The sequence below is a fragment of the Neobittarella massiliensis (ex Bilen et al. 2018) genome, from assembly GCF_014269355.1.
In the GTDB taxonomy this organism is placed as follows: domain Bacteria; phylum Bacillota; class Clostridia; order Oscillospirales; family Ruminococcaceae; genus Neobittarella; species Neobittarella massiliensis.
In genome coordinates this window covers 1,407,115-1,432,175 of sequence record NZ_JACOGI010000001.1, presented here as the reverse complement: position 1 = coordinate 1,432,175, position 25,061 = coordinate 1,407,115, and the positions used below count along the sequence as shown (strand labels likewise).

25 protein-coding genes and 1 tRNA gene are annotated in these 25,061 nt (G+C 55.5%); 11 read left to right on the top strand and 15 right to left on the bottom strand.

Annotated features, from left to right (window positions below):
* Positions 1 to 266: 266 nt before the first annotated feature.
* From H8K20_RS06605 to H8K20_RS06590, 4 genes are all read right to left on the bottom strand, one after another.
* Positions 267 to 1,157, bottom strand: a complete 891-nt coding sequence (locus tag H8K20_RS06605) for an SAP domain-containing protein (RefSeq protein ID WP_186487859.1) — start codon at positions 1,155 to 1,157, stop codon at positions 267 to 269.
* A 521-nt stretch (positions 1,158 to 1,678) separates the two neighbouring features.
* A complete protein-coding gene (locus tag H8K20_RS06600; protein ID WP_186487858.1) occupies positions 1,679 to 2,824 on the bottom strand; it encodes a PfkB family carbohydrate kinase in 1,146 nt (381 codons plus the stop codon).
* Positions 2,814 to 3,725, bottom strand: a complete 912-nt coding sequence (locus H8K20_RS06595; RefSeq protein WP_186487857.1) for a carbohydrate kinase family protein — start codon at positions 3,723 to 3,725, stop codon at positions 2,814 to 2,816. The genes H8K20_RS06600 and H8K20_RS06595 overlap by 11 nt, the downstream gene beginning before the upstream one ends.
* Before the next feature lie 109 nt (positions 3,726 to 3,834).
* Positions 3,835 to 5,589 (bottom strand): DUF4080 domain-containing protein, encoded by a 1,755-nt coding sequence (locus tag H8K20_RS06590; protein WP_186487856.1) that lies wholly within the window; start codon positions 5,587 to 5,589, stop codon positions 3,835 to 3,837.
* A gap of 269 nt (positions 5,590 to 5,858) precedes the next feature.
* Here H8K20_RS06590 and H8K20_RS06585 point away from each other — a divergent pair, with 269 nt between their 5' ends.
* A complete protein-coding gene (locus H8K20_RS06585) occupies positions 5,859 to 6,401 on the top strand; it encodes an NADH peroxidase (RefSeq protein ID WP_105204155.1) in 543 nt (180 codons plus the stop codon).
* 1,384 nt (positions 6,402 to 7,785) lie between these two features.
* Here the strand turns inward: H8K20_RS06585 and H8K20_RS06580 are convergent.
* The 4 genes from H8K20_RS06580 to H8K20_RS06565 form a co-directional block, all read right to left on the bottom strand.
* Complete coding sequence (locus H8K20_RS06580; RefSeq protein ID WP_186487855.1) at positions 7,786 to 9,276, bottom strand: flotillin family protein; 1,491 nt, start codon at positions 9,274 to 9,276, stop codon at positions 7,786 to 7,788.
* Positions 9,277 to 9,436: 160 nt separating this feature from the next.
* The gene (locus H8K20_RS06575) at positions 9,437 to 11,959 is read right to left on the bottom strand and encodes a response regulator (protein WP_186487854.1); all 2,523 of its coding nucleotides are present in this window, start codon (positions 11,957 to 11,959) and stop codon (positions 9,437 to 9,439) included.
* A complete protein-coding gene (locus tag H8K20_RS06570; protein WP_186487853.1) occupies positions 11,956 to 13,260 on the bottom strand; it encodes an ABC transporter substrate-binding protein in 1,305 nt (434 codons plus the stop codon). The genes H8K20_RS06575 and H8K20_RS06570 overlap by 4 nt, the downstream gene beginning before the upstream one ends.
* Before the next feature lie 465 nt (positions 13,261 to 13,725).
* Positions 13,726 to 14,304: an SOS response-associated peptidase gene (locus tag H8K20_RS06565; protein ID WP_105204162.1), complete on the bottom strand. Its 579-nt coding sequence runs from the start codon at positions 14,302 to 14,304 to the stop codon at positions 13,726 to 13,728.
* Positions 14,305 to 14,507: 203 nt separating this feature from the next.
* On the opposite strand from H8K20_RS06565, the gene H8K20_RS06560 reads away from it, so the two are divergent.
* Both H8K20_RS06560 and H8K20_RS06555 read left to right on the top strand, forming a co-directional pair.
* A complete protein-coding gene (locus H8K20_RS06560) occupies positions 14,508 to 15,752 on the top strand; it encodes a DNA polymerase Y family protein (protein ID WP_186487852.1) in 1,245 nt (414 codons plus the stop codon).
* Positions 15,753 to 15,757: 5 nt separating this feature from the next.
* A complete protein-coding gene (locus H8K20_RS06555; RefSeq protein WP_105204164.1) occupies positions 15,758 to 15,997 on the top strand; it encodes a hypothetical protein in 240 nt (79 codons plus the stop codon).
* Between the two features lie 18 nt (positions 15,998 to 16,015).
* Here H8K20_RS06555 and H8K20_RS06550 read toward each other — a convergent pair whose 3' ends face one another.
* Positions 16,016 to 17,524: a WD40/YVTN/BNR-like repeat-containing protein gene (locus H8K20_RS06550; RefSeq protein WP_186487851.1), complete on the bottom strand. Its 1,509-nt coding sequence runs from the start codon at positions 17,522 to 17,524 to the stop codon at positions 16,016 to 16,018.
* A gap of 171 nt (positions 17,525 to 17,695) precedes the next feature.
* Between H8K20_RS06550 and H8K20_RS06545 the strand changes: the two genes are divergently transcribed.
* A tRNA-Leu gene (locus tag H8K20_RS06545) sits at positions 17,696 to 17,782 on the top strand.
* 79 nt (positions 17,783 to 17,861) lie between these two features.
* On the opposite strand, the gene H8K20_RS06540 is transcribed toward H8K20_RS06545, so the two are convergent.
* From H8K20_RS06540 to H8K20_RS06530, 3 genes are all read right to left on the bottom strand, one after another.
* The gene (locus H8K20_RS06540) at positions 17,862 to 18,959 is read right to left on the bottom strand and encodes a tyrosine-type recombinase/integrase (protein ID WP_186487850.1); all 1,098 of its coding nucleotides are present in this window, start codon (positions 18,957 to 18,959) and stop codon (positions 17,862 to 17,864) included.
* Between the two features lie 299 nt (positions 18,960 to 19,258).
* Complete coding sequence (locus tag H8K20_RS06535; protein WP_186487849.1) at positions 19,259 to 19,732, bottom strand: ImmA/IrrE family metallo-endopeptidase; 474 nt, start codon at positions 19,730 to 19,732, stop codon at positions 19,259 to 19,261.
* An 18-nt stretch (positions 19,733 to 19,750) separates the two neighbouring features.
* Positions 19,751 to 20,116, bottom strand: coding sequence for a helix-turn-helix domain-containing protein (locus tag H8K20_RS06530; protein WP_186487848.1), 366 nt, complete (start codon positions 20,114 to 20,116; stop codon positions 19,751 to 19,753).
* 183 nt (positions 20,117 to 20,299) lie between these two features.
* On the opposite strand from H8K20_RS06530, the gene H8K20_RS06525 reads away from it, so the two are divergent.
* Positions 20,300 to 20,521 (top strand): XRE family transcriptional regulator, encoded by a 222-nt coding sequence (locus tag H8K20_RS06525; protein WP_186487847.1) that lies wholly within the window; start codon positions 20,300 to 20,302, stop codon positions 20,519 to 20,521.
* 46 nt (positions 20,522 to 20,567) lie between these two features.
* Positions 20,568 to 20,795, top strand: a complete 228-nt coding sequence (locus H8K20_RS06520) for a hypothetical protein (RefSeq protein ID WP_186487846.1) — start codon at positions 20,568 to 20,570, stop codon at positions 20,793 to 20,795.
* Here the strand turns inward: H8K20_RS06520 and H8K20_RS06515 are convergent.
* Positions 20,770 to 21,168 carry a hypothetical protein gene (locus tag H8K20_RS06515; protein WP_186487845.1) on the bottom strand — a complete coding sequence of 133 codons (399 nt, stop codon included), beginning with the start codon at positions 21,166 to 21,168 and terminating at the stop codon, positions 20,770 to 20,772. The genes H8K20_RS06520 and H8K20_RS06515 overlap by 26 nt on opposite strands.
* Positions 21,169 to 21,448: 280 nt before the next feature.
* The gene (locus H8K20_RS06510; RefSeq protein ID WP_186487844.1) at positions 21,449 to 21,988 is read right to left on the bottom strand and encodes a hypothetical protein; all 540 of its coding nucleotides are present in this window, start codon (positions 21,986 to 21,988) and stop codon (positions 21,449 to 21,451) included.
* A gap of 344 nt (positions 21,989 to 22,332) precedes the next feature.
* Between H8K20_RS06510 and H8K20_RS06505 the strand changes: the two genes are divergently transcribed.
* From H8K20_RS06505 to H8K20_RS06495, 3 genes are all read left to right on the top strand, one after another.
* On the top strand, positions 22,333 to 22,665 hold the full coding sequence (locus H8K20_RS06505) for a helix-turn-helix domain-containing protein (RefSeq protein ID WP_186487843.1): 333 nt from the start codon (positions 22,333 to 22,335) through the stop codon (positions 22,663 to 22,665).
* A 362-nt stretch (positions 22,666 to 23,027) separates the two neighbouring features.
* On the top strand, positions 23,028 to 23,225 hold the full coding sequence (locus tag H8K20_RS14310) for a helix-turn-helix domain-containing protein (protein WP_186487842.1): 198 nt from the start codon (positions 23,028 to 23,030) through the stop codon (positions 23,223 to 23,225).
* A gap of 19 nt (positions 23,226 to 23,244) precedes the next feature.
* A complete protein-coding gene (locus H8K20_RS06495) occupies positions 23,245 to 23,757 on the top strand; it encodes a hypothetical protein (RefSeq protein WP_186487841.1) in 513 nt (170 codons plus the stop codon).
* 56 nt (positions 23,758 to 23,813) lie between these two features.
* Here H8K20_RS06495 and H8K20_RS14035 read toward each other — a convergent pair whose 3' ends face one another.
* Positions 23,814 to 23,948: a hypothetical protein gene (locus H8K20_RS14035; RefSeq protein WP_279287427.1), complete on the bottom strand. Its 135-nt coding sequence runs from the start codon at positions 23,946 to 23,948 to the stop codon at positions 23,814 to 23,816.
* Positions 23,949 to 24,007: 59 nt separating this feature from the next.
* Between H8K20_RS14035 and H8K20_RS06490 the strand changes: the two genes are divergently transcribed.
* Together H8K20_RS06490 and H8K20_RS06485 are read left to right on the top strand one after the other, a co-directional pair.
* Complete coding sequence (locus tag H8K20_RS06490) at positions 24,008 to 24,214, top strand: XRE family transcriptional regulator (protein ID WP_186487840.1); 207 nt, start codon at positions 24,008 to 24,010, stop codon at positions 24,212 to 24,214.
* A 571-nt stretch (positions 24,215 to 24,785) separates the two neighbouring features.
* Positions 24,786 to 25,058, top strand: coding sequence for a hypothetical protein (locus tag H8K20_RS06485; RefSeq protein WP_186487839.1), 273 nt, complete (start codon positions 24,786 to 24,788; stop codon positions 25,056 to 25,058).
* Positions 25,059 to 25,061: the final 3 nt, after the last annotated feature.

The window sequence follows — 25,061 nt, the reverse complement described above, 5'->3', positions numbered from 1 at the left end:
CATTTCCATTTAAAACACCGATGGCTTTCGTTGGCCACCGGTGTTTTTGCGTCTTTAACAAAACGGTCTATCTCCCAAGTTCCCAGACCTATTTAAACTCCCCGAAAGCACACCTGCTACCGTTGCGAACTGTGTGCGGCTACCCTGCCGGTATAATATCCCCATTTCAGCACCATAAAAAGGCCGGGCCAGATTAAGCGTTCTGGCCCGGCTTTTCCTATTTATACCTGTGTATCGACCTGCGGTGTTTACCGGCCAACTCTCGCTCAGACCTTTACCGCCGCCCCCAATGCGTCTAGTACAATGTCGGCGCAGGTCTCGTCCGGCAGCTCGTGCCGGGGCGAGAGCAGGGTGGAGAACTCCTCGGTCAGCGCCTCGTGCAGCTGTCGGTCGCTCAGTTCCAGCGCGCGCTGTACCGCCCGCAGTGCCCGTAGCGTCCCGGTGGGCAGCTTTGCCCGGGAAATGGCCGCGGCGTCTGCCCCCAGCTGGTACAGGTCGCAGTACAGCACCTCCGCCAACAGCCGCAGTGCCCGGCGCTGGTCGTCTTGGTCCTGGGCGATCTGGCTCATGCCAAACCGGGTAGTGCGATAGGCGGCCCAATCCTGCTGTTCCAGCTGCTGCCGGGCTTTCTTTTCCAGCTGGGCGTACAGGGCCGTCAGGTGGTTTTGCGGCCCGGCGCACAGCTGGTGCGCGGTGCAGATATCCACTCCGCAGTTGGGGTGGGTGTGGGCGTAATAGATGCCGGGGTTCTGCGCCACTATCTGTCGGCCCTTCTCGGTCAGGCAAAAGCGCCGGTGGGGAAAAAGCTGCTGCAGCGCCTGCGGCCCTACCGAGTCCAGCAGCCGCTGCACCAGTACCTGTTTGTTGCCCGAGGTGGGCAGCCCCTGCCGCCGCAGCAACTGCCGCAGGTTGGCCGCTGTCTCGCGCTGCAGTGTGCCGGTCAGATCGCCCAGCTGCAAATACCCCTGCTCCCAGAGCATCTGCAAGGTGGGGTAGGGGTCCTGCAGCTGATAATCGTAGTACCAAAACCCCTCAAAAAACTGCTGGTCCTGGCTGTAGTTCTCGGCGTAAAACAGCATCAGGATCTCGGTGGGGGAGAGCACCTCTGCCTGCCCGCCGCCTGCGGCCGCTTTTTCTATATCTGTCTCACCCTCCACTGTGGTGCAACTCTCAGCAGCAGCTTCCTCTGCCTTGTCGGCATCGGCGGTTGGGGCAGCTACAGCGCCTGCTGCCGGTATATCCCCTGTGGCAGCTTCGCTCTGTGCAGCAGTTTTGCACGCAGCGGGGGGCTCGTCCACTGCCGCAGTCGGCGGCGCGTCCTCTGTCGGCGCCTCCCGGCTCGGTTGCTGGTCGGGTGTATCTGCCGCGGCAGCAGGTGCGTCTTTATCCCGCTTTTTTCGTCTAAACAGGTCCAATATTCCCAAGGTTTCTGCCTCCTTATTGCACTGACCCTACCAGTTTACCTATATTCGCCCTTTTTTTCAACCCCTGTCCGCCACCGACCCTGCCGGGCACTATCATCTGGCTCTGCGCGCAGGTATCGGCGGTCAAACAGCCGTCGCTGCCATAAAAATAGGACGGCAGGCGACCGGTATCGGTGCCCACAGCCCTAAAAAGCAGTCAAACAGTACCCGGCTGCTATCGTCTCGCGGCAAGCGGCCGGAGCGGCGGCAAAATTTTAGTATTCCTGGTTATCCAGCACCACCTGTTCCACTGCCTGCAGGTTCAGCGCCCGGTTGACAGCGCTCTCCGACTGCAGCGTAAGGATAGAGCAAGCCATGGCAAACTGCACCGTCTCGGTCAGCGACAAGTCGTAGATGGCCCCGTACACGATCCCGGCGGTGTAGGCCTGGCCCACGCCGGTGGTGCTCACCGGCCGCCGGGCGCGGGTGTGGAAGAACCCCTCCTCGCTGGGGGTCACCACCGCACAGCCCTTTACGCCCAGCGTGATGAACACCCGTTTGGGCCCCATCTTGCTGATGTGTTTGGCCGCGCGGATGGCATCCTGCGCCGTTACGATCGAGATCCCCGAGATGAACTCCGCCTCGATGCGGTTGAGCTGTAAGGTACACATGCGGTCCAGCAGATGGACAAAGCGCTTGCATTTACCCACCGCCCCCACATCCATAATGATCTCCTTTTGGGGGAAGTTTTCCAGCACGTACTGCAGCGTCTCCGGCGGCAGCCCGCTGCCCAGCACGATGACCTTAGAACCGGCCAAAATGCCCGATTTGCGCTGTACGTATTCGGGGGTGATGTTGTCCTCGATACGCATGTCCGACAGGCCCATAGCCATGTCGCCGCCGGAGTTGATAAAAGCCATGAACAGTGAGGTAGAGGCGTTGGGCAGCAGCAGGCAGTCGGAGGTATCTATCCCCAGCGCCCGGCAGTCGGCCACAATCTTTTCGCCGAACATGTCGCCGCCAATGGGGGCCATCAGCTTGGCGTTGATGCCCAGCCGAGCCAGGTTCTCGGCCAAGTTGCGGGCCTCGCCCCCCGGCACCAGCGAGATGCGCCCGGGGTTCGAGCTGCCGGCCACCATGGGCTCAAACGAAAACCCGTTGATATCCATGTTGGCCGCGCCGATGATGGTGGCGTAATTGGGCTGCTCAAGTATGTAGCCGCGGCCCTTGATCTTGCCTTTTTTGGTGAGGTTCGTCAGGTGCACCGAGGCCGCAGACCGGGTAATGCCCAGCATGTCGGCCAACTCCTGATGGCTGATCATGGGGTTTTTGCGAATGATGGCCAGGATCTCGGCTTCTCTCTTGGTGATGGGTGCGCCGTATTTTGGGTTTTTTGCTGTGTCTTCAAAGTCAGAATGCAAGAGCTAAGACCTCCTCTAAATTTAGATCGGGATTGACCGGCAGGGGGGAGCGGATGGTCAGATTGGCCACCGCCATCCCAAAGCGGACCGACTGCTGGATCGAGTACCCCCGCTCCCGCCACAAGAGCACCCCGGCAAAAAATGAATCGCCGGCGCCGGTAGCGCTCTGCACCCGGCGCACCGGTATAGCCGGGTGCATACCTATGCTCTCGCCGTCGGCGCAAAAGGCGCCCCGCGCGCCGCAGGTGATGAGCACCCGCCGGCACCCCATGGCCAAAATAGCCCTGGCCATGCGCTGCAGGGCCGCAATGTCCTGCGCGGTCTCGCCGGTCACCGCCATGGCCTCCAGCAGGTTGCACTTCACGGTGTGAAAGCGGCCCAAAATGGGCCTGATAGCCAGCCCGCGCGATACCGACGAGGTGTCGATCCACAGCGGCACCCGGCAGTTCTGGGTGACGAACTCCAGCGTCTCCATAGGCAGCCCGCTGCCCAGCACCACCGCCCGGGCCCCGCACAGCACCGGCAGCTTCGCAGCCATAAATTCCGGCGTCAGCCGCTGCTCGAGCTCCACATCCGAAAGCGCCACGGCCATGTCGCGCTCCTCGTCCATCAGGGCGATATAGGCCGAGGACATCGCTCCCGGCACCGTCAGGCAGTGCGACATGTCGATGCCCACCGCCTGGCTGTCCTGCACCAGTTTTTGGCCAAAGGCGTCGTCGCCGATCGCCCCGATAAATTTCACCTCGCCCCCCAGCCGGGCATAGCACTCGGCGCTGTTGCGGGCTCCGCCGCCGCTGTACAGCCGTATCTTGCCGGGGTTCGAATTGCGGGGTATCAGGTCACCGGTAGCAAAACCGGTAATATCCACGTTGGCGGCGCCTATATACACTACATAGCCCATGGCACAAAGACCTCCTCGTCACTGGTGGCGAAATTCTCGAAAACGATCGACAAATGGGAGCGATTTAAGAGCACTTGGCTACTATTATACGGTTTGGCGGCAACTCCTGTCAAACAGATCCGCCCAGATCTATCTGGTAAAATATGGCGTTTTTATCCGGGTCGGTGCGGCTGTAGTCAAACAGTACCGCCACCGGTCCGCCCGCCGTCTCCCGGCTGTCGGGCCACACCGGATAGGGGAACACGTGGATGTACACCGACTTGGCAATAGCCGCCGGGTGCATGCCCACATGGCCGGGCAGGTAGTGGGCCACCTGCGCCTCATCGCCGTAAAAGTCGCGGATCTGCTGGCGGTAGCGGGGCGTCAGGTCACCGCCGTCTAAAAAGGGGAGGTGTTTTTTTGGCCGCTCCTGCCGCAGCCGGTCAAACTGGATGCACTGCCGCAGCCGCGCGGCGTCGGCCCCTGGCAGCCCGGTGCCAAACGCCAGCAGCAAACGCCACTTGTCCTCTTTAGAAAGTGCCGCCGGCATGCCCGATACCTGCTCTTTTTGCCGCTCCAGCTGCATATACTGGGCCAGCTGGCAGTAGAGCGCAAAGGGGCTATCCAGCAGCTGTTCCAGGTACCCGATCGCCGTGCGGTAGCGGCCGCAGTTGTAAAAGGTATCCACACAGTCCTCCACCTGCTCCAGCAATAGCAGGTCCGCAAAAGACAGCCAGCGGGTGCGCAGCACCTGATAGGGGGGCGCCTCGCTGCACACGATGCCGTACCCCTCGGCCTCCTGGCGCAGCAGGCTGCCGTGCAGCAGCTTTAAAAAGCCCAGCTGTAGCTGGTGGGGGTGCAGCCGGTAAACATCGTCAAACGAGCGGGAAAAAGCCTTCAGGTCCTCGTGGGGCAGTCCGGCGATCAGGTCCAGGTGGATGTGGATGTTGCCCGGCGCCAGCAGTGCGCCCACCGCCTTGGCGATCGCCCTGAAGTCGTGTACCCGCTGCACGGCAGCCACCGTGGCCGGATGGGTGGACTGCACCCCGATCTCAAACTGGAACAGACCCCGGCGGGCCCCCTCGAGCAGCGCCGCGTCCTCGGGCCCCAGCAGGTCGGCCCCCAACTCAAAGTGGAAGTTGGTCACCCCGTTATCGTGTTCCATCAGGTAGCGCCAGATGGTCCGCGCCCGCGCCCGATTACAGTTAAAGGTGCGGTCGACGAATTTTACCTGCCGCACCCGCTGCGCCAAAAAGAAGTCGAGCTCGGCAAATACCTTCTCCAGGCTGCGAAAGCGCACCTGTCCCCCCGCCCCCGACAGACAGTAGTGGCAGTGAAAAGGGCAGCCGCGGCTGGTCTCATAGTACAGCGTGCGGTCGCGGGGCAGCGTGTCCGCAGTGTATACAAACGGCAGCTGGTCCATGTCCGGCACCGGTGCCGGACCGTTTTGCACCACCCGTGCCCCGTCTCGCCAGTGCAGGCCGGGCACCTCCGGCAGCGGCGCCCCCGCCGCCAACAGCGGCACCGGTATCTCTCCCTCACCGGTTAGCACCCCGTCGCACCAGGGGTACTTGCTTAAAAAATCAGGGTCGTATCCGGCCTCCGGGCCGCCACAGAATATGGGGCAGTGGGGCAGTATCGCTTTCAGGTCCGGCCCCAACCGGGCGATCGTGGCCACGTTCCAGATATAGGTGGAAAACAGCAGCTGTGTAGGGCGTGCACAGCGGCGGTAGATCTCGCTGAGCAGTTGGTGGGGCAGCTGGTTGATGGTGCACTCCAGTACCTGGCAGCTGCCCCCCGCCCGCCGGATGGCCGCCTCCAGGTAGCGCACAGCCAGCCCGGTGTGGCTGTATTTAGAGTTGATCGAGATGAGCAGTGTGTCCACGGATAGGGCCTCCTCTTACTTGATGGTGCGATCAGCTGCTCTATATTGTACCACATCCAGCCGAGTAGAAGTATCCCCACCGGGCACCAAACAGGAACTGTTGCGCAGCCGGCTCTGTTTGGTGCCCGGCAGGAAAATTATTGAAAAAATTTTGTCGGAGAGGTGTTGACAAATGTGGACTAAGGTGGTATAGTTTAATTACACCAAGAGAAACTGACCCAATACCAGTTAAAACTTGTGAGAGAATTTTGATTAGGGGGAATTTACGAATGAAAAAATTTATCTGCACCGTTTGTGGTTACGTACACGAGGGCGACGCCGCGCCCGAGAAGTGCCCGGTCTGTGGCGCTCCCGCCTCTAAGTTCAACGAGCAGGCCTCCGAGGGTCTGGTTTTCGCTGACGAGCATGTAGTGGGCGTGGCCGAAGGCGCTCCCGCCGACATCATCGAGGATCTGCGCGCCAACTTTAACGGCGAGTGCAGCGAGGTCGGCATGTACCTGGCCATGAGCCGTGTGGCCGAGCGTGAGGGCTATCCCGAGATCGCCGAGGCCTATAAGAGATACGCTTTTGAAGAGGCCGAGCACGCCGCCAAGTTCGCCGAGCTGCTGGGTGAGGTAGTGACCTCCAGCACCAAGAAGAACCTCGAGATGCGCGTAGCCGCCGAGCACGGCGCCTGCGCCGGCAAAAAAGACCTGGCCACCCGCGCCAAGGCCCTCAATCTCGATGCCATCCACGACACCGTACACGAGATGGCTAAAGACGAGGCCCGCCACGGCTGTGGTTTCGCCGGCCTGCTGAAGAGATACTTCTGATCTCCTCTACATGCTACATAGCTGACTTCTTTACTCCCAACTATAAAACAGAGAGACAGGATGGCTTTAAGCCATCCTGTCTCTCTGTTTTGGCGCAGGCATCCGTCTTATATAAAAAGTACCTGCCGGATCTCCCCAGTGGCCAGATCTATCCGGCAAGGGGCGAGATAGGTGAACCAGTGTGGTCACCCGTCCAATACGACGGCGCCTGCTGTAAAGTCTCGCTCCGCAGCCCCGCTCTCCTCACCTGTCAGCAGCCCCCGGCTCTCCGCCGGCCATAGGCAGCTGGTAGATACCGGACTGCTCTTGCTCTGCCGTCTCGGCCGCTGCATACAAATAGAGGTCGTTTTCACCGCAGGTCAAAAAATAAAACTCTGCCGAGAAGGGGAGACCAACCATACAGATCGGGGCTCTCCGGTCATCAGATCGGTCTGTTGGATACGATCCGGCCGATAGCTGGCCACATAGACAGACTTGGCGGTGACCAGTGGCCGGCGGCTCGGCCCAGAAGATAAAAGCGCTCTGCTGCACTGTCTGGTCTAAAAAGTTTCAGGCCATATTTGGCCTCGGCGGTGTACTCTACACAACAAGCGGCGCCGGGCGCATCGCACAAAGTGCCGACAGGTTCTGTTCGCTCTTCGGGTTTGGCATCACTGCCTTTAGACAGCGCCGTACACACGTCTGTGCGCGTCTGTGCGCACCTGCGCGCGCTGTCCCGGTCTTGCCGTGTTTTCGCCCGTGAACGGTGCGCATAGAGGGGGCTGCCCTCTCCCCACCAGATGGATATCCCCGTCCGCTCCAAATGGGCTCCGGCTCGCTGCCGCCGATCAAGTCTTTGCGGCAGAGCGTACAACCCATCCCGTCAGAACCGGCCGACCAAGAGGAATAGACGAGACCGCAGAGCGTACTTTCGCGCAGGACCGATCCGTTGATGCTCCTCCTTTCGGCGATAACGGGCTCATCGCTGCCCGCGCGGTAAATGGACGTATTTCACGTAGTATACCGCATCGCCGCCTTGGCGCACTTTGCGCATGGCGGGGCGCTCTTCCGTATAGCCCACATAAAATGGGAGAGGAGCGGGCCCGCTAGCGGTATTTTTATCAGAGCTTTTATCGTATATGGCGCCGTCTTAGCCCCCCGCAGACAAAAAGGCGCTCGGGGCCACGAGACCTACAAAGCGCCGACGATCTTTCGCGGTCAAACACCGTTTTTATAGAAAATATTTGTGTGATACTTTACGATAGTTATTTATCAGATCTCGATAAATTATCTGTAACAGAAAACAGAGAGCCTCTCATTTCAGAAAAATTTCTCTGTCACCCAGACAAACGTCCAAACAAAAAAGAGCCGCCTGCTGGCAGCTCTTTTTGCCTATGTACCCGCACTATCTCTCTTTTTCGCTCTCGTCCTCGTCCTTTTCTTCCACTGTCGTCTCTTCTTCTTTTTCTGCAGTCTGGGTATTTAGGGTAATGCTCTCAGGTATACCGCTCACCGCCACATTGCGGTTCACTTTGGCGTCATAGCTGCCGGCGCGCACGATCTCGTTCAGGTCGATGCCCACCGTCTCGCGCATGGTCTCAAACAATTTGGCCATCACCGCCGGCACCCCGTCCGCCACACTGCTCACGCCTTCACTGCCAGAGCCGATAATGGTCACCTTATCGATGGCCGCCATGGGCTCGGCGATCTTCTGAGCAATATCGGGCAGCACCCTGATGAGCATCTCGCCCATAGCGGCGCTGTTGTACTTCTGGTAGGCCTCGGCTTTTTTCTCCATGGCCTCGGCCTCGGCCAGTCCTTTCTGGCGGATGGCCTCGGCTTCAGCCTCGCCCACCCTGCGAATACCGGTGGCCTCCTGCTCCTTGGCAAACAGGGCGGCCTCGGCGGCGCGCTGCATCTCAAACTTTTGGGCCTCGGCCTCTTTCTGGCGGCGGTACAGCTCGGCGTCGGCCTGCTTTTTCACGCTGGCGTTTAGCGCCTCTTCCTGCACCTCGGCCTCGCGCTTTTTGATGACGATCTCTTTTTCCTGCTTGGCGATGTCGGCGTCCGAAGTGGCGATCTCGATGGTACGGCGCTGTTCCTGCTCCTGGATCCGGTAGGCGGCGTCCGCCTCCGCCTTCTTGGCGTCCGATATGCGTTTGAGCTCAGCCTGCTTTACCGCCAGATCGTTTTGCTTGATGGCGATCTCCTGCTGGGCGGCTACCTGGGCGTCGTTGGCCTCTTTTTGGGCCATCGCTTTGGCCTTGGCGATCTCTTTTTCACTCTCGGCACGGGCGATGGCCGCCGTTTTCTGGATCTTGACGATGTTGTCTACACCCAGGTTCTCGATGACCCCCGAGTCGTCGATAAAGTTCTGCACGTTGAAGCTCACGATGTCCAGCCCCATCGAGGCCAGGTCCGGCTCGGCGTTCTGCTTTACCAGCTCGGCAAACTTCTGCCGATCCGATACCATCTCCTGCAGGTCCATCTTGCCCACGATCTCGCGCATGTTGCCCTCCAGCACCTCACGGGCCACGGCGCAGATGTAGGCGGTGGGCTGGTTCAAAAAATTCTGGGCGGCCACCCGCAGCAGTTCGGGCTGGTCGCTGATCTTTACGTTGACTGCCGCATCCACGTTGATGTTGATGTAGTCGGCGGTGGGCACTGCGTTGGAGGTCTTTACATCGATGGGGATGAGCTGCAGGTTGAGGATATCTTTTTTCTCTAAAAACGGGATCTTTACGCCCGCCTTGCCAATGAGCACCTTGGGCTGCCGCCGCAGGCCAGAGATGATGTACGCCGTGTCGGGCGACGCTTTCACATAACCGGTGAAAAACAGTGCCAAGATCAAAATTACCGCAATACCAATGGGGATGAGTAGACTGAGGGGAGGCATAAAGACCATCCTTTCCATAATAGGGCCGGCGGGCAGATAGCCCGGTCCGCCGGCAGTTTTGCACATATCCAAGTTCACTATACCACACCGCCGGCGCCGGAACAACTGAGCCCATCTCCCAAAACAGCGGCCGGGCACCTCCCGGGCGCCGGCGCACTGTCTAGCGTGGCAGGTACCGCTGCATCTCGCGCAGCATGACCGGTATATCCAGCGGTTTGGCAATGTGGCAGTTCATGCCCGCCGCCTTGGCCGCCTCGATGTCCTCGGCAAAAGCGTCGGCCGTCATGGCAAAAATGGGGATGGTCACCGCGTCCGCCCGCCGCATGCGCCGTATCTGGCGGGCGGCCTCATGGCCGTCCATCACCGGCATGTGTATGTCCATCAGGATCAGGTCAAAATAACCCGCCGGCATCTGCGCAAAGCGCTCCACGCAGGCCCGCCCGTCGTCTACCGTCTCGACCTGGGCCCCCACCTCCTGCAGGATCTCCCGGGCGATCTCCTGGTTAAAGGCATTGTCCTCGGCCAACAGGATGCGCCGGCCGCTCAGGTCGGCTGTGTCGCCGCCGACCGGGGCGCTGGGCTCCTGCCGCAGCACATACTGCCGCAGGCAGTGGTACAGCGTCGACCTGAAGATCGGCTTTTGGATAAAGCCGTTGGCGCCTGCCGCCACCGCCTCGGCCTCGATCTGCGCCCAGTCGTAGGCCGAGAAAATGACCACCGGCACCTCGGCCGGTATGCGCTCCCGTATCCCGCGCACAGCCTCGATCCCACTCAGGCCGGCCATCTTCCAGTCCAAAATGATCAGGTCGTAGTCCGCTTTTCGGCCGTGGGCCGCTACCGCCATCTCCACGGCGGCCTGTCCGCTGTCGGCGATATCGGCTGCCGCCCCCAGCTCCCGCAAAAAGGCGGCTGCCGACTGGCGGGTGGCTGCGTCATCGTCGGCCAGCAGCACGCGCATGGGCGGCAGCGGGTCCTCGGCCGGCAGCTGGCGGCCGGGCAGGCGCATATCCAGCTCCACGGTAAAGGTGCTCCCCCGGTCCGGCTGGCTCTGCACGGTGATCTCGCCGCCCATCAGGTCCACGATCATCTTGGTAATGGCCATGCCCAGCCCGCTGCCCTCGATCTTGTCTACACGGCTGTCCTGCTCGCGGCTGAAGGTGTCAAACAAATGCTCGCGAAAATCGGCCTTCATGCCGATACCGGTGTCGGCCACACGAAAAACCAGACGGGCACAGCCCTCTTTGACCGCGGGCTGCTCAGCCACCTCTACGGTGATAGCGCCCCCCGCAGGGGTAAACTTTACCGCATTCGAGAGCAGATTGATGAGCACCTGGTTGAGCCGCAGCGCGTCAAAACACAGCGTCTCGTGCTGCACCTGCAACAGCCGCACCTCAAACTGCTGCTTCTTTTCCGTCACCATAGGCTGTACCATCTTCACGATGCCGGTCAAAAGCTCCTCCAGCGAGGTGTCGGTCTCGCTGAGCACCATCTTTCCGCTCTCGATGCGCGACATGTCCAAAATGTCGTTGATCAGCCCCACCAGCATCCGCCCCGACAGATCGATGTTCTTTAAATACTGCCGCACCTTGTCCGGCTGGTCGGCTTGGTCGGCGGCCAGCTTGGTCATGCCGATGATGGCGTTCATCGGCGTGCGGATATCGTGCGACATGTTCGAGAGGAAGCGGCTCTTGGCCACGCTGGCGCTCTCGGCGGCCCGGCGCGCCTCCTCTTTGGCCGCCACGATCCGTCTGGTAGAGTAGCGGTAGAACAAAAAGAACGCCGTCAGCACCAGCACGCCTGCCGCCACCAACAGCAGCAGTATCTGCGACTGCTCAATGATCTCGCCGGCCTGCTCCATGATCACCTGGTTGGGCACGATCGAGATCACGTCCCAGCCCGGCACGCTCTCCAGCGGCACGTAACAAAATACGTATTCCTGCTCCTGGTACTGAAAGCGCGCCACCCCTTTTTTGCCGTTGCCCAGCGCCGCGCGAAAGGTCTCCACTGCGCCCGACTCGTTGCCCTGCAGGTCGACGATGTCAAACAGGTTTTGAAAGGTGCGGTTGCTGTTTTTGTGCAGGGAGCGGATGAGGATATCCCCCTCGCGGTCCACCACGTAAGAAAACCCCGTGTCGTCGTAAAACGAGAGCGAGAATCGCTGCGCCACCTCCGCCAGCGGACGGGTTTTCTGCACCAGTCCCACGGTGCCGTCGGCAAACGTAAAGCGCTCGTAGTTGCCCAGGGTCCACACCCCGGTATAGCCGTCTAAAAAGGGGCGGCGCACCCCACTTTCCGCCAGTGCCAAAAAGGTGTCCAGCTGCTCCTGACTCAAAACATACCCCGTCTGCTGCCGGTCGGTATACACGGTACCGGTATCCAGTACCACGCAGATATAGCTGGTGCCGCTCTCACTAAAAAGGCGCACCTTTTTTAGCAGCGTGGCCCCGTCGGCGGGGTCCTCGCCGCTCAGGTCGGCTGCCAGCAGGTGCAGCGTCTCGGCGTCTTTTTCCATATAGGTGTCCAGTGCGTGCCGCCCCTGGGCGGTCACCTCCAAAATATCGGTCACCGCCTTGGTCCACAGCGCCTCCTGCACATGGGCGATATAGTAGATACCGCCGCCCAAAAGTCCCGCCAGTGCCAGCAGCACCAGCGCAACGATAGCCCACTTGTGCCTTCTCTTCACGGTGTACCTACCTCCGTCTGCTGTGCGCGCCACTGGTCGATCAGCAGCTGCATGCGCGCTGTGGCCTGCTCGGCGCTGTCCCCCTGCAGCATCCCCACCGTGCACTGCCGCGCGAGGTCCCAAATGGGCAGCTGCAGGTTGTCGTCGGCGCCAATGACGCTGCGCCCGTTGGTGAGGTAGGGGCTGATAGACTGTATCGCCTGGTCTTCAGAAAGGCGGTTGTCTTTGAGTGGGCTAAACGAGCATTGGCTGTCCACAAATTCCCACATCACATCTTTTTGGGTCAAATACTCCACAAACTCCTTGGCCTTCTCTACATGGGGGCTGTCGGCGTTCACGCTCACGCGGGTGTCGATGTTGATGACCAGCACGCTGCCGTCGTCTAAGATCGGATAGGGCCGCACCTCAAAAGAAAAATCCGGCTCCAGCTCCCGCAGGCGGGGCACCGCCCAGACACCAGTCAGCATAAAGGGCCGTTCGCCGGCGGCAAACAGCGCCAGGTCGTCTTTGGTCTTGGCGGTGTTCAGCGCCTCGTCGGCGTCTATCCAACCCCGGCGCAGCATCTTTTCCACCAGTGAAAAGCCGGGGGCCAACACCTGGGTCAGGTCGTCCTGGCCGCTGCTCAAACGGGCGATCCGGGCGGCGGGGTCCGCGCTCTGGTATACCGGCAGCAATCCCTTGGCCAGCACTACCGTCTTTAGCGATATATCGTTGTTGGCCACGATGGGGATGATCTTCTGCGACACAAAGTAGTCGCACACCGCCTCCAGCTCAGCCAGGTTCTCGGGTATCTTTTGCCCGTGCTTTTTAAGCAGCGCGGTGTTGCAGTACAGGCCAAAAGCCGAGATAGAGGTGGGCAGGTAGTCGATGGTCCCGTCGGCGGCCATCTGGCTGCGGGCCAGATCGCTAAAGTTTTCCAGCGTCGACAGGTCCGACAGATCGGCCAGCTGTCCCTGCCCCGACAGCTTTAACACCCGCTCGTGGTCCACCATAAAAATGTCGTCGCCGTTGCCGGTGGACAGCCGCTTTTCCAGCACGCTAAAGTAATCCGGGCTCTTGATGCCGTCATAGGCAATGTTCACCCCGGGGTAGTCGTCCATGTAACCGTGCAGCGCGTCCTCAATGGCCATCACGTTCAGCGCCTCGTATTTGTAGCCAAAAAAGGTCAGGTCGGTCTGGTGCTGTACCGCTCCAGTGTCGGCCTCAAAAACAATGTTCTTGCTCTCATTACACCCGCTTAAAACACCCAGCAGCAGTGCCGGCAACAGCAGCAGTGCCCACACCCGTCGCCCCATCCTCATAAAAACGCCCCCACCTCCGCACAGATCGCTATAACAGGACCTGTTTTCACCATTTTGTACAGTATACTCTATATCGGTCAAAAGAAAAAGGTTTCCCTTTAACAAACTGTGAAAAGCGTGACAGTATCTGCGATCAGTTTACCGGCACTTTGTGCCCCTCTTCTATCCCCCAAAAACAGCCGGGCAAAAAACTGCCTGCCAACTGTCCGCCGCTGCTAAAAGCTCGCCGGCGCCCCAAAATAAAAGACCGGTTGGATCGGTGTGTGCACCAGCGCTGTAAAGCGGCAAAAGGTGATAGCCGGTAAACACGCTCCCAGCAGCGGCAAATACCTAAAGTGGCGCCCAATACCGCCCAAAATGCCCGAATTTACAATTTCGTAACATTTGTGATGTCGGCATAAAAAGGGCGGACCGCTACTTTGGCAGCGGTCCGCCCTTTTTAAAACACAAGCTGAGCTGGAGAGATCACACCGCCTGCCGCGCCAGCTCAGGGGCGCATTGCAGCAGCTTGGCGGCCTGCTCGACCGGTGCGCTGCACCAGCTCTCCAGCTGATCTGGCGGCAGGATCACCGGCATGCGGTGGTGGATATCCCGCATCCAGCTGTTGGCGGCGCGGGTGAGAATAACGTACCGCGGCTGCCCGTCAAACACGTTATAGAGCCCCGCCATATAGAGCGCGCTGTCGCCGGGGCGGGTGAACAGGTACTTCTGGTGGGCTCTGTCCTGCGACCACTCGTAAAAGCCGGTACTGGGCACCACGCAGCGGCGAAACAGCAAGCTGTTGCGAAACATGGGCTTGTCCTGCGCGGTCTCACTGCGGGCGTTGATGATCACGCCCGCCGAGCCGCCAAATTTGGGAAAGCCCCAGCCAAAAACATCCGCCTGAATATGCGCTCCCTGCCGCAGGAGCACCGGCGCCGCATTGGTGGGGAAGATCTCACCGGTCTTTACCTCTCTTTCGGGGTGGCGCCTGCTCACCTCCTGAATAATGCGCATGATCTCGCGGCTGTCGGTATCGGTAAACAGCGTGTATCGGCCGCACATAACGTCGTCCTCCTTTGCTTTTTATAGAACTGGTACAGTCAGTTTGCCCCGCCCACGGCCGGTCTATCAAACCGGCCCTAGACTGTCGCACACAGCAGCTGGTGGTATTTCCCTGTAGATATCGGCGGGGGAGCGGTATACAATAAAAACACAGAAAAAAGAACAAATGTTTATTTTTGGCGCTGTATACGCCGGTAATGACTATGGAAAGGACCATCTTACACGCCGATCTCAATAACTTTTACGCCTCGGTGGAGTGCGTATATCGCCCCCAGCTGCGGGGCAAGCCGGTGGCGGTGGCCGGCGACGCCCAGCTGCGGCACGGCATCGTGCTGGCCAAGTCCTACGAGGCCCGCGCCTGTGATGTGCAGACTGGTGACCCACTGTGGCTGGCCCGGCAAAAATGCCCCGAGATCGTGTTCGTACCGCCCGATTATGGCCGCTATCTGCACTATTCACAGCTGGTGCGGCAGATCTATTTAGACTATACCGATCTCGTCGAGCCCTACGGCCTGGACGAGTGCTGGCTGGATGTGACCGGCAGCGCCCGCCTGTTTGGCCGCGGCAGCCAGATCGCCGCCCAGCTGCGCCAGCGGGTAAAAAAAGAGCTGGGCGTCACCATATCGGTGGGGGTATCTTTTAATCGGGTATTTGCCAAACTGGGCAGCGATTTAAAAAAGCCCGACGCCACCACCGTGCTGCCGCCCAACTGCTGGCGGGAGCGGGTGTGGCCCCTGCCCGTGCAGGACCTGATCTACGTGGGCCACGCCACCGAAAGCAAGCTGGCGCGTATGGGCATACACACCATCGGTCAGCTGGCCGCCCAACCGCCGGCACTGGTGCAGCAAAAGCTGGGCAAGGTGGGCGTTCTTTTATGGGGCTGGGCCAACGGGTGCGACCGCTCACAGGTGCGGCCGGCCCACATCTCGCTGCCGGTCAAGAGTATCGGCAACAGCACCACCGCCCCGCGCGATCTGGTCACCGACCGCGACGCCCGCATCACACTGTATGCACTGTGCGACAGCGTAGCTGCCCGTCTGCGGGCGCAGCACCTCACCGCCCGCACCGTGCAGCTCACCATTCGCGACTGCGACCTGTGGAGCTATCAGCGCCAGACGACGCTAAAAGAGCCTTGTCAGGATTCGCAGACGCTGTTCGATGCCGCGCACCGGCTATTTTGCCGCCACCGGCTGCCGGGCCGTCCGGCGCGGGGACTGGGGGTAAAGGCCTGCAATCTGGCCCTGCAAACGCCGCCACAGCTGTCGCTTTACGGCGAGATCCAGCGCGCCCAGCGCCAGACCGATCTGGAGCGCGCGCTGGATGGGATCCGCGCCAAGTACGGAAATTTCGCTGTGCGCCGGGGCATCATGCTCACCGATCCGGCTCTGGCGGCAGTAGATCCGCAGCGAGACCACATCATCTATCCGGTGGGCTTTTTAGGAGGTTGAGAGCTGTGCGCAAAGTAGTCGTGCCGGTGGTGGTACACATCGATGAAAAGGGGCGCATCACCCCGCTGTCGCTGGAGTGGGAAGACGGCACCGTGTACCAGATAGACCGCATTTTGCAGGTAGAGCGCGCCGTGGCCCAGCAGGTGGGGGGCGCCGGCATACGCTATACGGTGCGGGTACTGGGCCGAGAGCGGTATTTATACCACGACGATCTGGAGGGCAACTGGTTCGTCGAGGGCCGGTAGTGCCCCTGCCAGTACCGATCATCCCACCGTGTGGATAGCAGCCCGGCCCCAACCCTGAAGTTTCCAGCCGCCATGCAGATCAGTAGAAGTAAAGGTAACCTTGGCATTGGCGGCATCGCCTTGACCCAACACCAGCGTGTACTGGCCGCCGGCATATTGGAAACTGTCTATATCGGTGAGGTACTGCACCTTTTCGGCCGGAATCTGGTCGTAGGGCAGCTCGATCTGAGCCCAGCTGTCGCCGGTGTCATCGGTGACGAACAGCAGCGGGTAGTACACGTCGTTGCCGGCGTCCAGGGCAACAGCTCCCACCTGCTCGGTAGCCATAGCCATGTCCCGCAAGTAGCGGCTGGAGCCCTGCATGGGCAGCGCCTTTTCCTCCCAGCTCTGGCCGCCGTCACGGGTAAAATAACAGGCCTTGTGTTCACCGCCGCCCATCGACCAGTCGGTCCCCAGCGCGGCCCAGCCAAAGCTGGAGGAGACAAACCCCACTGCCCGTTTGTTGACAGACCGCTCAAAGCTGTCCGACAGGGGCAGCTGTACATTTTGCCAGCTGCCGCCCTGACCGGTAGAGATCGTCAGCACCGGCGTTTTGCCCCAGAAATAGGCGGTAGGCAGCGCCGGATCTACCGGCATGAACAGGCTGGTAGAGGGCAGAGCCAAACGGTCCTGATAAAAATCCATCGTCTCTTTTAGCTCTTGCTCGGTAATGGGGGCTGGTACCCAGGTGGAGCCATAGTCGTAAGAAAAGCGCAGCTGCCCGCCGGTGATCATGTAGTCACACTGCATATGACTGGTCCGGTCGCCCAAAGCGGTATCGGCGTCGGCCGGCGCAAATACATACTGAAACAGCTGCCCAGAGACCATACTGCTGCCGTCGTACAGAGTGATCACAACGCTGGTCTTGCCGTCACTCACGCCACCTTTTCCGTCGGCGTAGTCTTGCGGACCCAGCACCTGGGGAGCGTCTCCCGCACGCAGGTCAAAAATAGGGTTCCCCTGCCGCACCACTGTGTGTGGGCGGTAACTGACAAAGTAGCGGGATAGTCCGCTGACGGCGATCTGTTTTTTGATAGGGATCTGTTTAAGTAGTCCGTCTAGGTAGCTTAAAGTCGCGTTTTGGTCGTAGAAAAATGCCAGCTGTTGACCCAATTTGGCAGAGGTGGTCTCGGTATAGGTGATGGTCTTGTCGCGGTACAGATAGCTCACCCCGCCGTAGTAGGTACCGCTCTCATCGTAGGTGTCGAGCGACAGCGTGAACGATTGCACCAGGCCTCTGCGGTCCAGCTCGGCATTAAAGTACGACATATTGTACTGTGGCGGCAAACCCTTCGTTGCCCTCAGTATCTTTTCAAGGCCGGCAAGCCCCTCTTTCTGCAGGTCGTAGCGCCCGAGATTGTAGGAAGTATCGCCGGCCTCGATGACCGGTACCTTTTGTGGTCTCAGTAGCACAATAAAAGTAACGATGCCGGCGAGCAGCAGTACTGTGGCAGCGACAAGAGCAATGAGCAGCGGCTTTTTCTTCATGGGAAGGCCTCCTATAAATAAGCGGTCATACCTGAGCTTTCAGTATAACACCCACCGGGGAAAAAGTCATATACCGGCTGGCGTATACGGTGCTCGATCACCGGTGAAACAGCCACTTTTATCTTGACACCCACCGCCCGGTATTGTATTATAATAAAGTCGTTTCTATGTGCCGCTGTGGTGGAATCGGCAGACACAAGGGACTTAAAATCCCTCGCTGGCAACAGCGTACCGGTTCAAGTCCGGTCAGCGGCACCAACAAGGACCGCATGGATAAGCCATCCATGCGGTCCTTGTTTTTGTCAATAACCCACTTTATAACCCACTTTTTAAAAAACTATTTTATCAGGCGGCGAAAAACATCGTCTACCATACCTGCTGCTCTTGCTGCATCGCCGTCTAGTTCATGCCCATATATGCCGAAGGTGTCCATGCTGGTACTGTGTCCCGCTATCAGCTTTACGAGCTCTCCGGGCATGTCCGATTTTACTACAGAGATAAACGTATGCCGCAAACCGTGTAGAGTAGTCTCTATCCCGTATTGTTTACGGTATGTATCCCAGCGATCATACAGCGTATTAGGGTTCAGTCTTGTACCGTCTTCAGCAGGGAAGAGGTAAGGGGAGATAATATGTAGGCGTTTCAGCATGGCAGACTGGTCATCCAAGATCCTTAAAGCAATTTGGGACAGAACAAAAGACCTTTCCGCATTTTGATTCTTACCGCCAGTGACCTCACCAAATCTGTTTATAGACCGACTTACGCATAATATGTTGTTGTCCAGATCACTGCTGCATAGCCCACACAACTCACCTCTACGTAATGCGGTGACAGTAAGAAAGCGCCAGGCATGAATATAGAATGCTTCTACCTCTTGATTATGTACACGCACAGTGTCACATGAAAATAGTGTTTTGATATCTTGGGGTTGTAGGATCTTTTTAGGTTTTACCGGAGCATCTTTGGGGATGTCCAAAAATTCAGGACGGACGATGGGCACCCCTCGTTTAAAAGCATAGCGATAAAAAGCAGTTATAGATCCCCTTATATTCTTAATGGTCTTTTTGGCCAGCCCACTTACATAAGCATCTAGGAGGCAGTTTTGCCAATCTTGTAAAGTGATCGCAGCCACTCGTTTTTTAGTAAGCCTGGGGAGCAGCCATTTACGCCCATATAGCTCATGAGATTTGTAATTAGATAGGCTAGTGGTTAACTGCACTTCTGCGAGAAAGTCGCTCCATAAAGACCCAAACCGAATATTTTCGTCACAGCTGCCAACTTCAAGCCAATGGTCTGCTTTGCGCTCTGCTTCCACCTTGCCGCGGCGGCTGGGGTTAGAGCTATAAAAAGTACGGCGCTGGCCGTCCTTTTGTACCTTGATCTGCCAGCGCTGCTGCTTTTCCATCCACTGCGCATCATTTTTGCGTGTAGACATAATTGTACCTCCTATAAAATTATGCTATTATAAGAGGGTAGATGGTCTTGCTGATTATCTACCCTTTACAGACCTGTCTTATGCGCCAACATGAGACAGGTTATTTTGTGCATTAGTACACATTGCGTGTATAGAATTTGAGTGGTATAATACGGATGTAGGTTTATTCTTCCTGTAACCTACCAAATTTCGACGTGCCCGCCTCTTGCCTTTGTGTAAGGGGCGGGTTTTATTTTGCACGATCTATATCTTTATATTGAAAATAAGAGTATAGTAGACTTGTAGGTGGTTAACGCTACTTACATCTCCTCGGGCCAGTCAACGGATGCAGCTGTTGGCTGGCCTTTCTCTTTTTCCATCAAATCTAGCATATGGTAATAGCTGATGGCTTTCTCCATAAATGGCTGTGACACATTAAATAGTTCAGCGAGTTCCCACGGTGCTACTTCACCAGATCTAATAGCAATATCGAAATTCTCTTTAGGCACTAGACGTTCGATAGCCCATCGATCTGCTCGTACCTCATGCCTTTCGATTAGGTCAAAAGGACTCCCAACTCGGTGTGTAGCGCCAGTATAAAAGTGGCCGCACTCATGTGCTATGATCTCAAGCTCTTCTGTAGATGACTCAATTTTACACTCATCAACAAAGATGCCATAATTTTTGTCCATTTCTAAGGTCATCGATTTTAAATCTTTTGGTAGGTTAAATCTGTTGAAAAATAGAGCCCCATCCGCATATGCAGAGGTATATAGCTCTACAAGCCTCCTCATAGTTGCCCCTCCCGGACACTATTCCTTTTCCTTTATCTTTTTCTTTAAAAGCCTTGCCATATTTAACAATGCCTGTTTATCCTCATTGTCTAGCTCGCGGCTTTCATGATACATGGCATAGGTGAAATCATCAAACGTAACATCATCGGCCTCCGCTTTTGCGGGGGCTTTTTCTTTTTGATCTGTGTTACCTAAGAGATAATCCACCGACACGTTGAAATAGGCTGCTATTTTTGAAAGTTTATCAGCGGATAGGGTCTTAATTCTTCCTGCCTTGTAATCTGAAAGCGCGGAGCGGGGCACGCCAGCCTCTTTACACATGACAGTAATATTTATCTTTGAGCTCTTGCACAAATCTTCTATGCGTTTGTATATCTCTCCCAAAGTGAAGACCTCCATTTTGGGCTCAATGCCATATTTGCTAAATTTAGTAATTTTATCTTGACTTTAACTGAATTCAGCAATATACTAAGCACAGGCCAACGGAATTTAGTAATTTGTTTTTGTGATTTTAGTATATTGCTGTTTTCCGTAATAGTCAATACGTGTAAAGGAGGTTTTTACTGAATGGCAAAAACTTGTGAATTCGGCAAAGAAATCAAAAAGCGCCTTGTCGATATTGAACAAACACAAGAATGGCTCATCGCCGAAGTATCGAAAGACACGGGAAAGTACTTTGATAGTGGCTATCTACATCGCATTTTACGCGGCGAACTAGCCACCCCGGGTATCGTCGCCAGCATCAATCGTATCCTACAGCTAGATAATAACACAGACACTGTCCGATAAACCGGATAGTAAAAAGCCCGCCTGATGGCGGGAGAAAGGAGTAGCCATGAAACATAAAATTAAATTTAAGATTGACCTCGCAGAAGTAATGACCACACCACAGCCAGATACCATTTCCATTGATGGTGTTGAGATAGCATCAAACCAACGAGTGCGCAATTTGTACTTCAAAAACGTAGAGGCAGTAGAAAAATGCCAACTGGTTATAAAAGCATTTTTCATATGGTTAACGCTTATCACGGTTGCGGTTAGTGTTCTAGTAGTAGTGCGGTGATAGAAATAGCAAGTGCTCCCACAGATAGGATAAGAGCAAAGAAATCTATCCATTTTTTAGCAATATAAGCTTTGACTTTTTGTCTCTCGAAATATTTATAGTGTTTACCTTTATGAGTAAGCTTTACTCCAATTACGATTTTTTCACCGTCGCTTTTGTCGACATATAGACGTTCCAGATAGCCATCTACTACTAGATAGTCTATAGCATCAACTGTATATGACATACTGACACCTAACGATGCAGCAACTGTTTTAGCATCAGTCGAGCAATCGTTTTTGAAATCAGGCAAATAAGCACATATAAATTCACTTGTACTATTTATTGCTGTTTCTGAAAATTTTTCAAGTATTGCTTTGCACAGCTTATCCATACGCCCACCCCTATAGAGCTTAAAAAACTGTCTGGAGCTGCAACTCCCGATACGTCCAAAGGATAGCATAAACCAACTTCACAGGCAAGAAAAAGCCCGCCTAACGGCGGGCGGGAGGTAAAGATGCAACAAGGTGTATTTGTGAACGGAAATCTGATTGACGAAAAAGTTGCAGAAGAAACTGTAAAGGACATATGCCAGATACTAGATGGCAACTCCCTAGACTACGCAATGTACGTCTTGGACATGTGTCGTGAGAAAATAGGATCTTTAGCAATTATTAAATCAAACGCTCTGTAATTTCCTGCATGGTGTAAGAAATGTCGCGAAGATGATCCGCGTTACCATTGATCTTACGAGTAGACCGAGCTTTAAACTGCTCTGCTATCCGCGTGTTGATCTCTTCGTGATATGACCTTGAAGATGAATGATAGGCAATAGAAAAATGAATGGGGCCTTTGATTTCCCCGGAACTAGAAACATGGAATGGCAAAGGGATTTTTTGACTAGGAGCTAAAAACACTCCCTCAATGCTGCTGATTTGTGGGATTAACAAATCCTTGGCTTCGTCACCGAGAGAATCAAAAGAATAGTCGATGTGGTCTATAGTTGCTCCTGTTTGGCCAAAGTTTTTCACGACTAAGTAATTAACCGCTGTGGCTGCGTTGGTAAACTCAAAAAATATGACAATATATGGCCTCGTGCTTTCCTCTATCAGTTTTGAATTTTGCCGTAACGTCGCTACTGCTATACACACAGAAATAATTCCAACAGCAGATGACAGTATACTACCAATCACTGCAATTACCTGCTCCACCACAATGATCAACCCCTTTTTCCACAATTATACAGCATCTTGCGAAAAAGGCAAAGTAAAAAGCCCGCCAAATGGCGAGCAGAGAAGGGAGAAAGACAATGATCCGTAGAAATAAACGCAGATATATTTGGGCCTATCTCGATGGCAAAAAGCTAGTGGAGGTAATCCAGGCAGCACTTGATAATAACATGACAGTAGCAGAGATGAAAGAGTGTTTAATCAAAGAGAACCCAGGCCACGAAGTCACTTTTAAAGTGGTCTAAAATCTCTAACAAAGGGTAGAACTCGTCGGGAAACTACCAGCGGCCCCAACTGTGCCCGCGAGAAACGAAACGGAGGCTTAAAAGGTGAAAGGTAAAAAGTATACCCTACTACAAAAAGAAATGAGGAGACAGGGGATAACCCGTAAGGAGCTGAGCTACGAGCTGCAGCTGTGTGAATCATCGGTAAATAACCGTATGCAGGGCACGATCGACTGGAGCACAAAAGAGCAGTATAAGGTGCTCGATTATCTAGGAGTCCCACATAATGAGCTGCACCTGTACTTTCCGCCAAACGGAGAGGCGGAGTCGACCCCCGCTCCCATAGACGACAGTTTATCACCAAATGAGCAGTTTATCATCATGGCCGAAAGGTGCATACAGCTTGCTCGCCATTATGGCAGGGAGGCGACTCTATGATACATAACATTGCCATAGTCGCCGGCAGTATCGGCTTGCTGCTCTCCGTAGCTATGTGCAGCGCCGGTAGTGTAACCACTGGACAAGCCCTGATTGCAGGACTGTGCTGCACAGCCGGGATAGTAACCGCGATCTGGTACAAGGCCCTGACCCGTCAAGACAATAAGGAGTGATACTGATGGACGCACCGTGCAAGGACTGCGCGTATCGCCAGCCAAACTGCCACTCGATATGTGCAGCTTACAAGGATTATCGGCAAGCCTGCGATGACCAGATAGCCGCCCGGATGCGCGAGCACATGGCGCAAACAGATATGTTCGCGCACCATGCGGCTCTACACCAAAAGATAAGGAGGCATACCCATGCAAAACAGTAATGAGGCTATTAGCAAAGTTAAGATACTAATCGCACAGTCATGCATGACCATCGGAGAGGTCTCTCAGAAGTCAGGGCTAGCAGTGTCCACCGTGTGCAACGCCGTTCAGGGTAAAAAATTGTCACTAAAAACTGTTGGCAAATTGGCTCGGGCGTTGGGGGTAGACGTGACTGAAATCATGTAAGAGATAAGGAGGCAAGCCCATGCAACTAAGTGATGCCCGCAAACAGCAGGGGCTCAGGCAGTCGGACGTAGTGATCGAGCTATGGCGTAGAGGCTACCGCTGGATGAACCAACCGGCGCTGAGCAAGATCGAGCAATGCAAGCTGCTCCCTACACCGCCCCTGGCAGAAGATTTGAGCAAGATATGTAACTTCCCGGTAAGCCAGTTTTATGGTCCACACGGGCTGAAAATCGTAAATACATACGGAGATAGGAGCAGGGCAAGACAGACGCCCGAAACCGTGTATAAGCCGACAGCCTGTGTGCCCATGGATATTATCGGAAGCCGCGAAAAGCTACACGAGGTGCTGCATCGCAATGGTTATCCATCTTACAACCAGTTTGCGATAGAGAAGTTGGCTGAACTCTACAACGAAGATGCCCGCAAACAAAAAAGCGCGCCCGCCTCGGTTGCCGCCGAGACAGACGCAGTACAAAAATCCACACCCCAAGTATACCACGTCGAGGGAGGTTGTCAAGTTGAAAGCATATAAGGGCTTTAATGAGAAATTCAAGCAAAAAGAGCAGGGCGACCCCTGCTCTTTAAAGACTACTTTTTCTTCGGTTTCGTTTGTGAAAGAGCGCTACCTGCGGCAGTTTTGCTGGCTTTTCCAGTGCGCTTGTCCCGAAGGACCTTAGATGCCGCAGTGGCGGCACGACGGCTGGTCTGTTTCGTGTTTTTCATTTGTTTTCCTCCTGAATAGACGGGCTGCCAGCTATAACAACACGAAAGGAGTGAACCACATGTCACAGAGAAAATATCCTGTCCTAGAAAGGCTTATCTGGGAGAAGGGGCTTTTCAAAAAGGATATCGCCGAACAGCTTGATGTCTCCGTGGCGCAATTCTTGCGAAAGCTAAATGGCGAATACCGTTTCTGGTTAGACGAAGCCTTTATTCTTCAGAAGAAATTTTTCCCGGATATTACTGTGGAGGAACTCTTCCGCAATTAACCGGCAGTAATGTTAGTGACCTACTTGAATCTGATGTACTTAGTCTTTGTTTTGGTGGAAGAACCGTTCGAGACGGAAGTCCGTATTCTGAGACTGCGGCCAACAATCTTAGAAGACGATCGTATACGTAATTTCTTTACCAAGACGACACCTCCTTCGTTGCGATTTCAAATCGATTTGATGAACAGATTTTATCTCATAGAATAAAAAATGTCAACTCTATAATCGCATATATATGGCTGTGTTATATTTTATAACACTATATATTGTGGTGTTTCTGGATTTTGACCATAGGAGACCAAAAGTGCATAAAGTGCAATAATGGACTGCAAAACAACATTGGATATAGTTATTTACGTTTCGTTTTATACTTTTTGTATATTTTAAAACAGCTACTTTCGGTTAGAAATTACCACGATATGTAGATTTTTGTTCGGTATAAAATTTTTTTATTTTTAATGCTAAGGGAGAAATATCCATGTGTGATTTCTGTTGGCATACACCGTGTGACCCGCGCTGTCCTAACTCAGGCAGCACATACGACCCACCGCTTTGCTCCGTTTGCGGTGATATGGCTGACCGCGAGATCGGCGGTGTGCTGTACTGCTCTACCTGCTGCGACCGGGCAGTGTATCAAGACGCCTGCTGGCTGGACAAGGTTGACTATATCAAGCAGGACTGGCCGCACTACATAGCCTATCTGACCGAGCACTACCAAGGTGATCTGATCGTAGGCAGCTACAACGGCTCGGAGATGCTGGAGGAGTACATACAAGGCGATCTGGACGGCTTTGCCACCTGGATGCACAACATGGACCGCGCGATACAGCGGCCCTTGTGTTAGGAG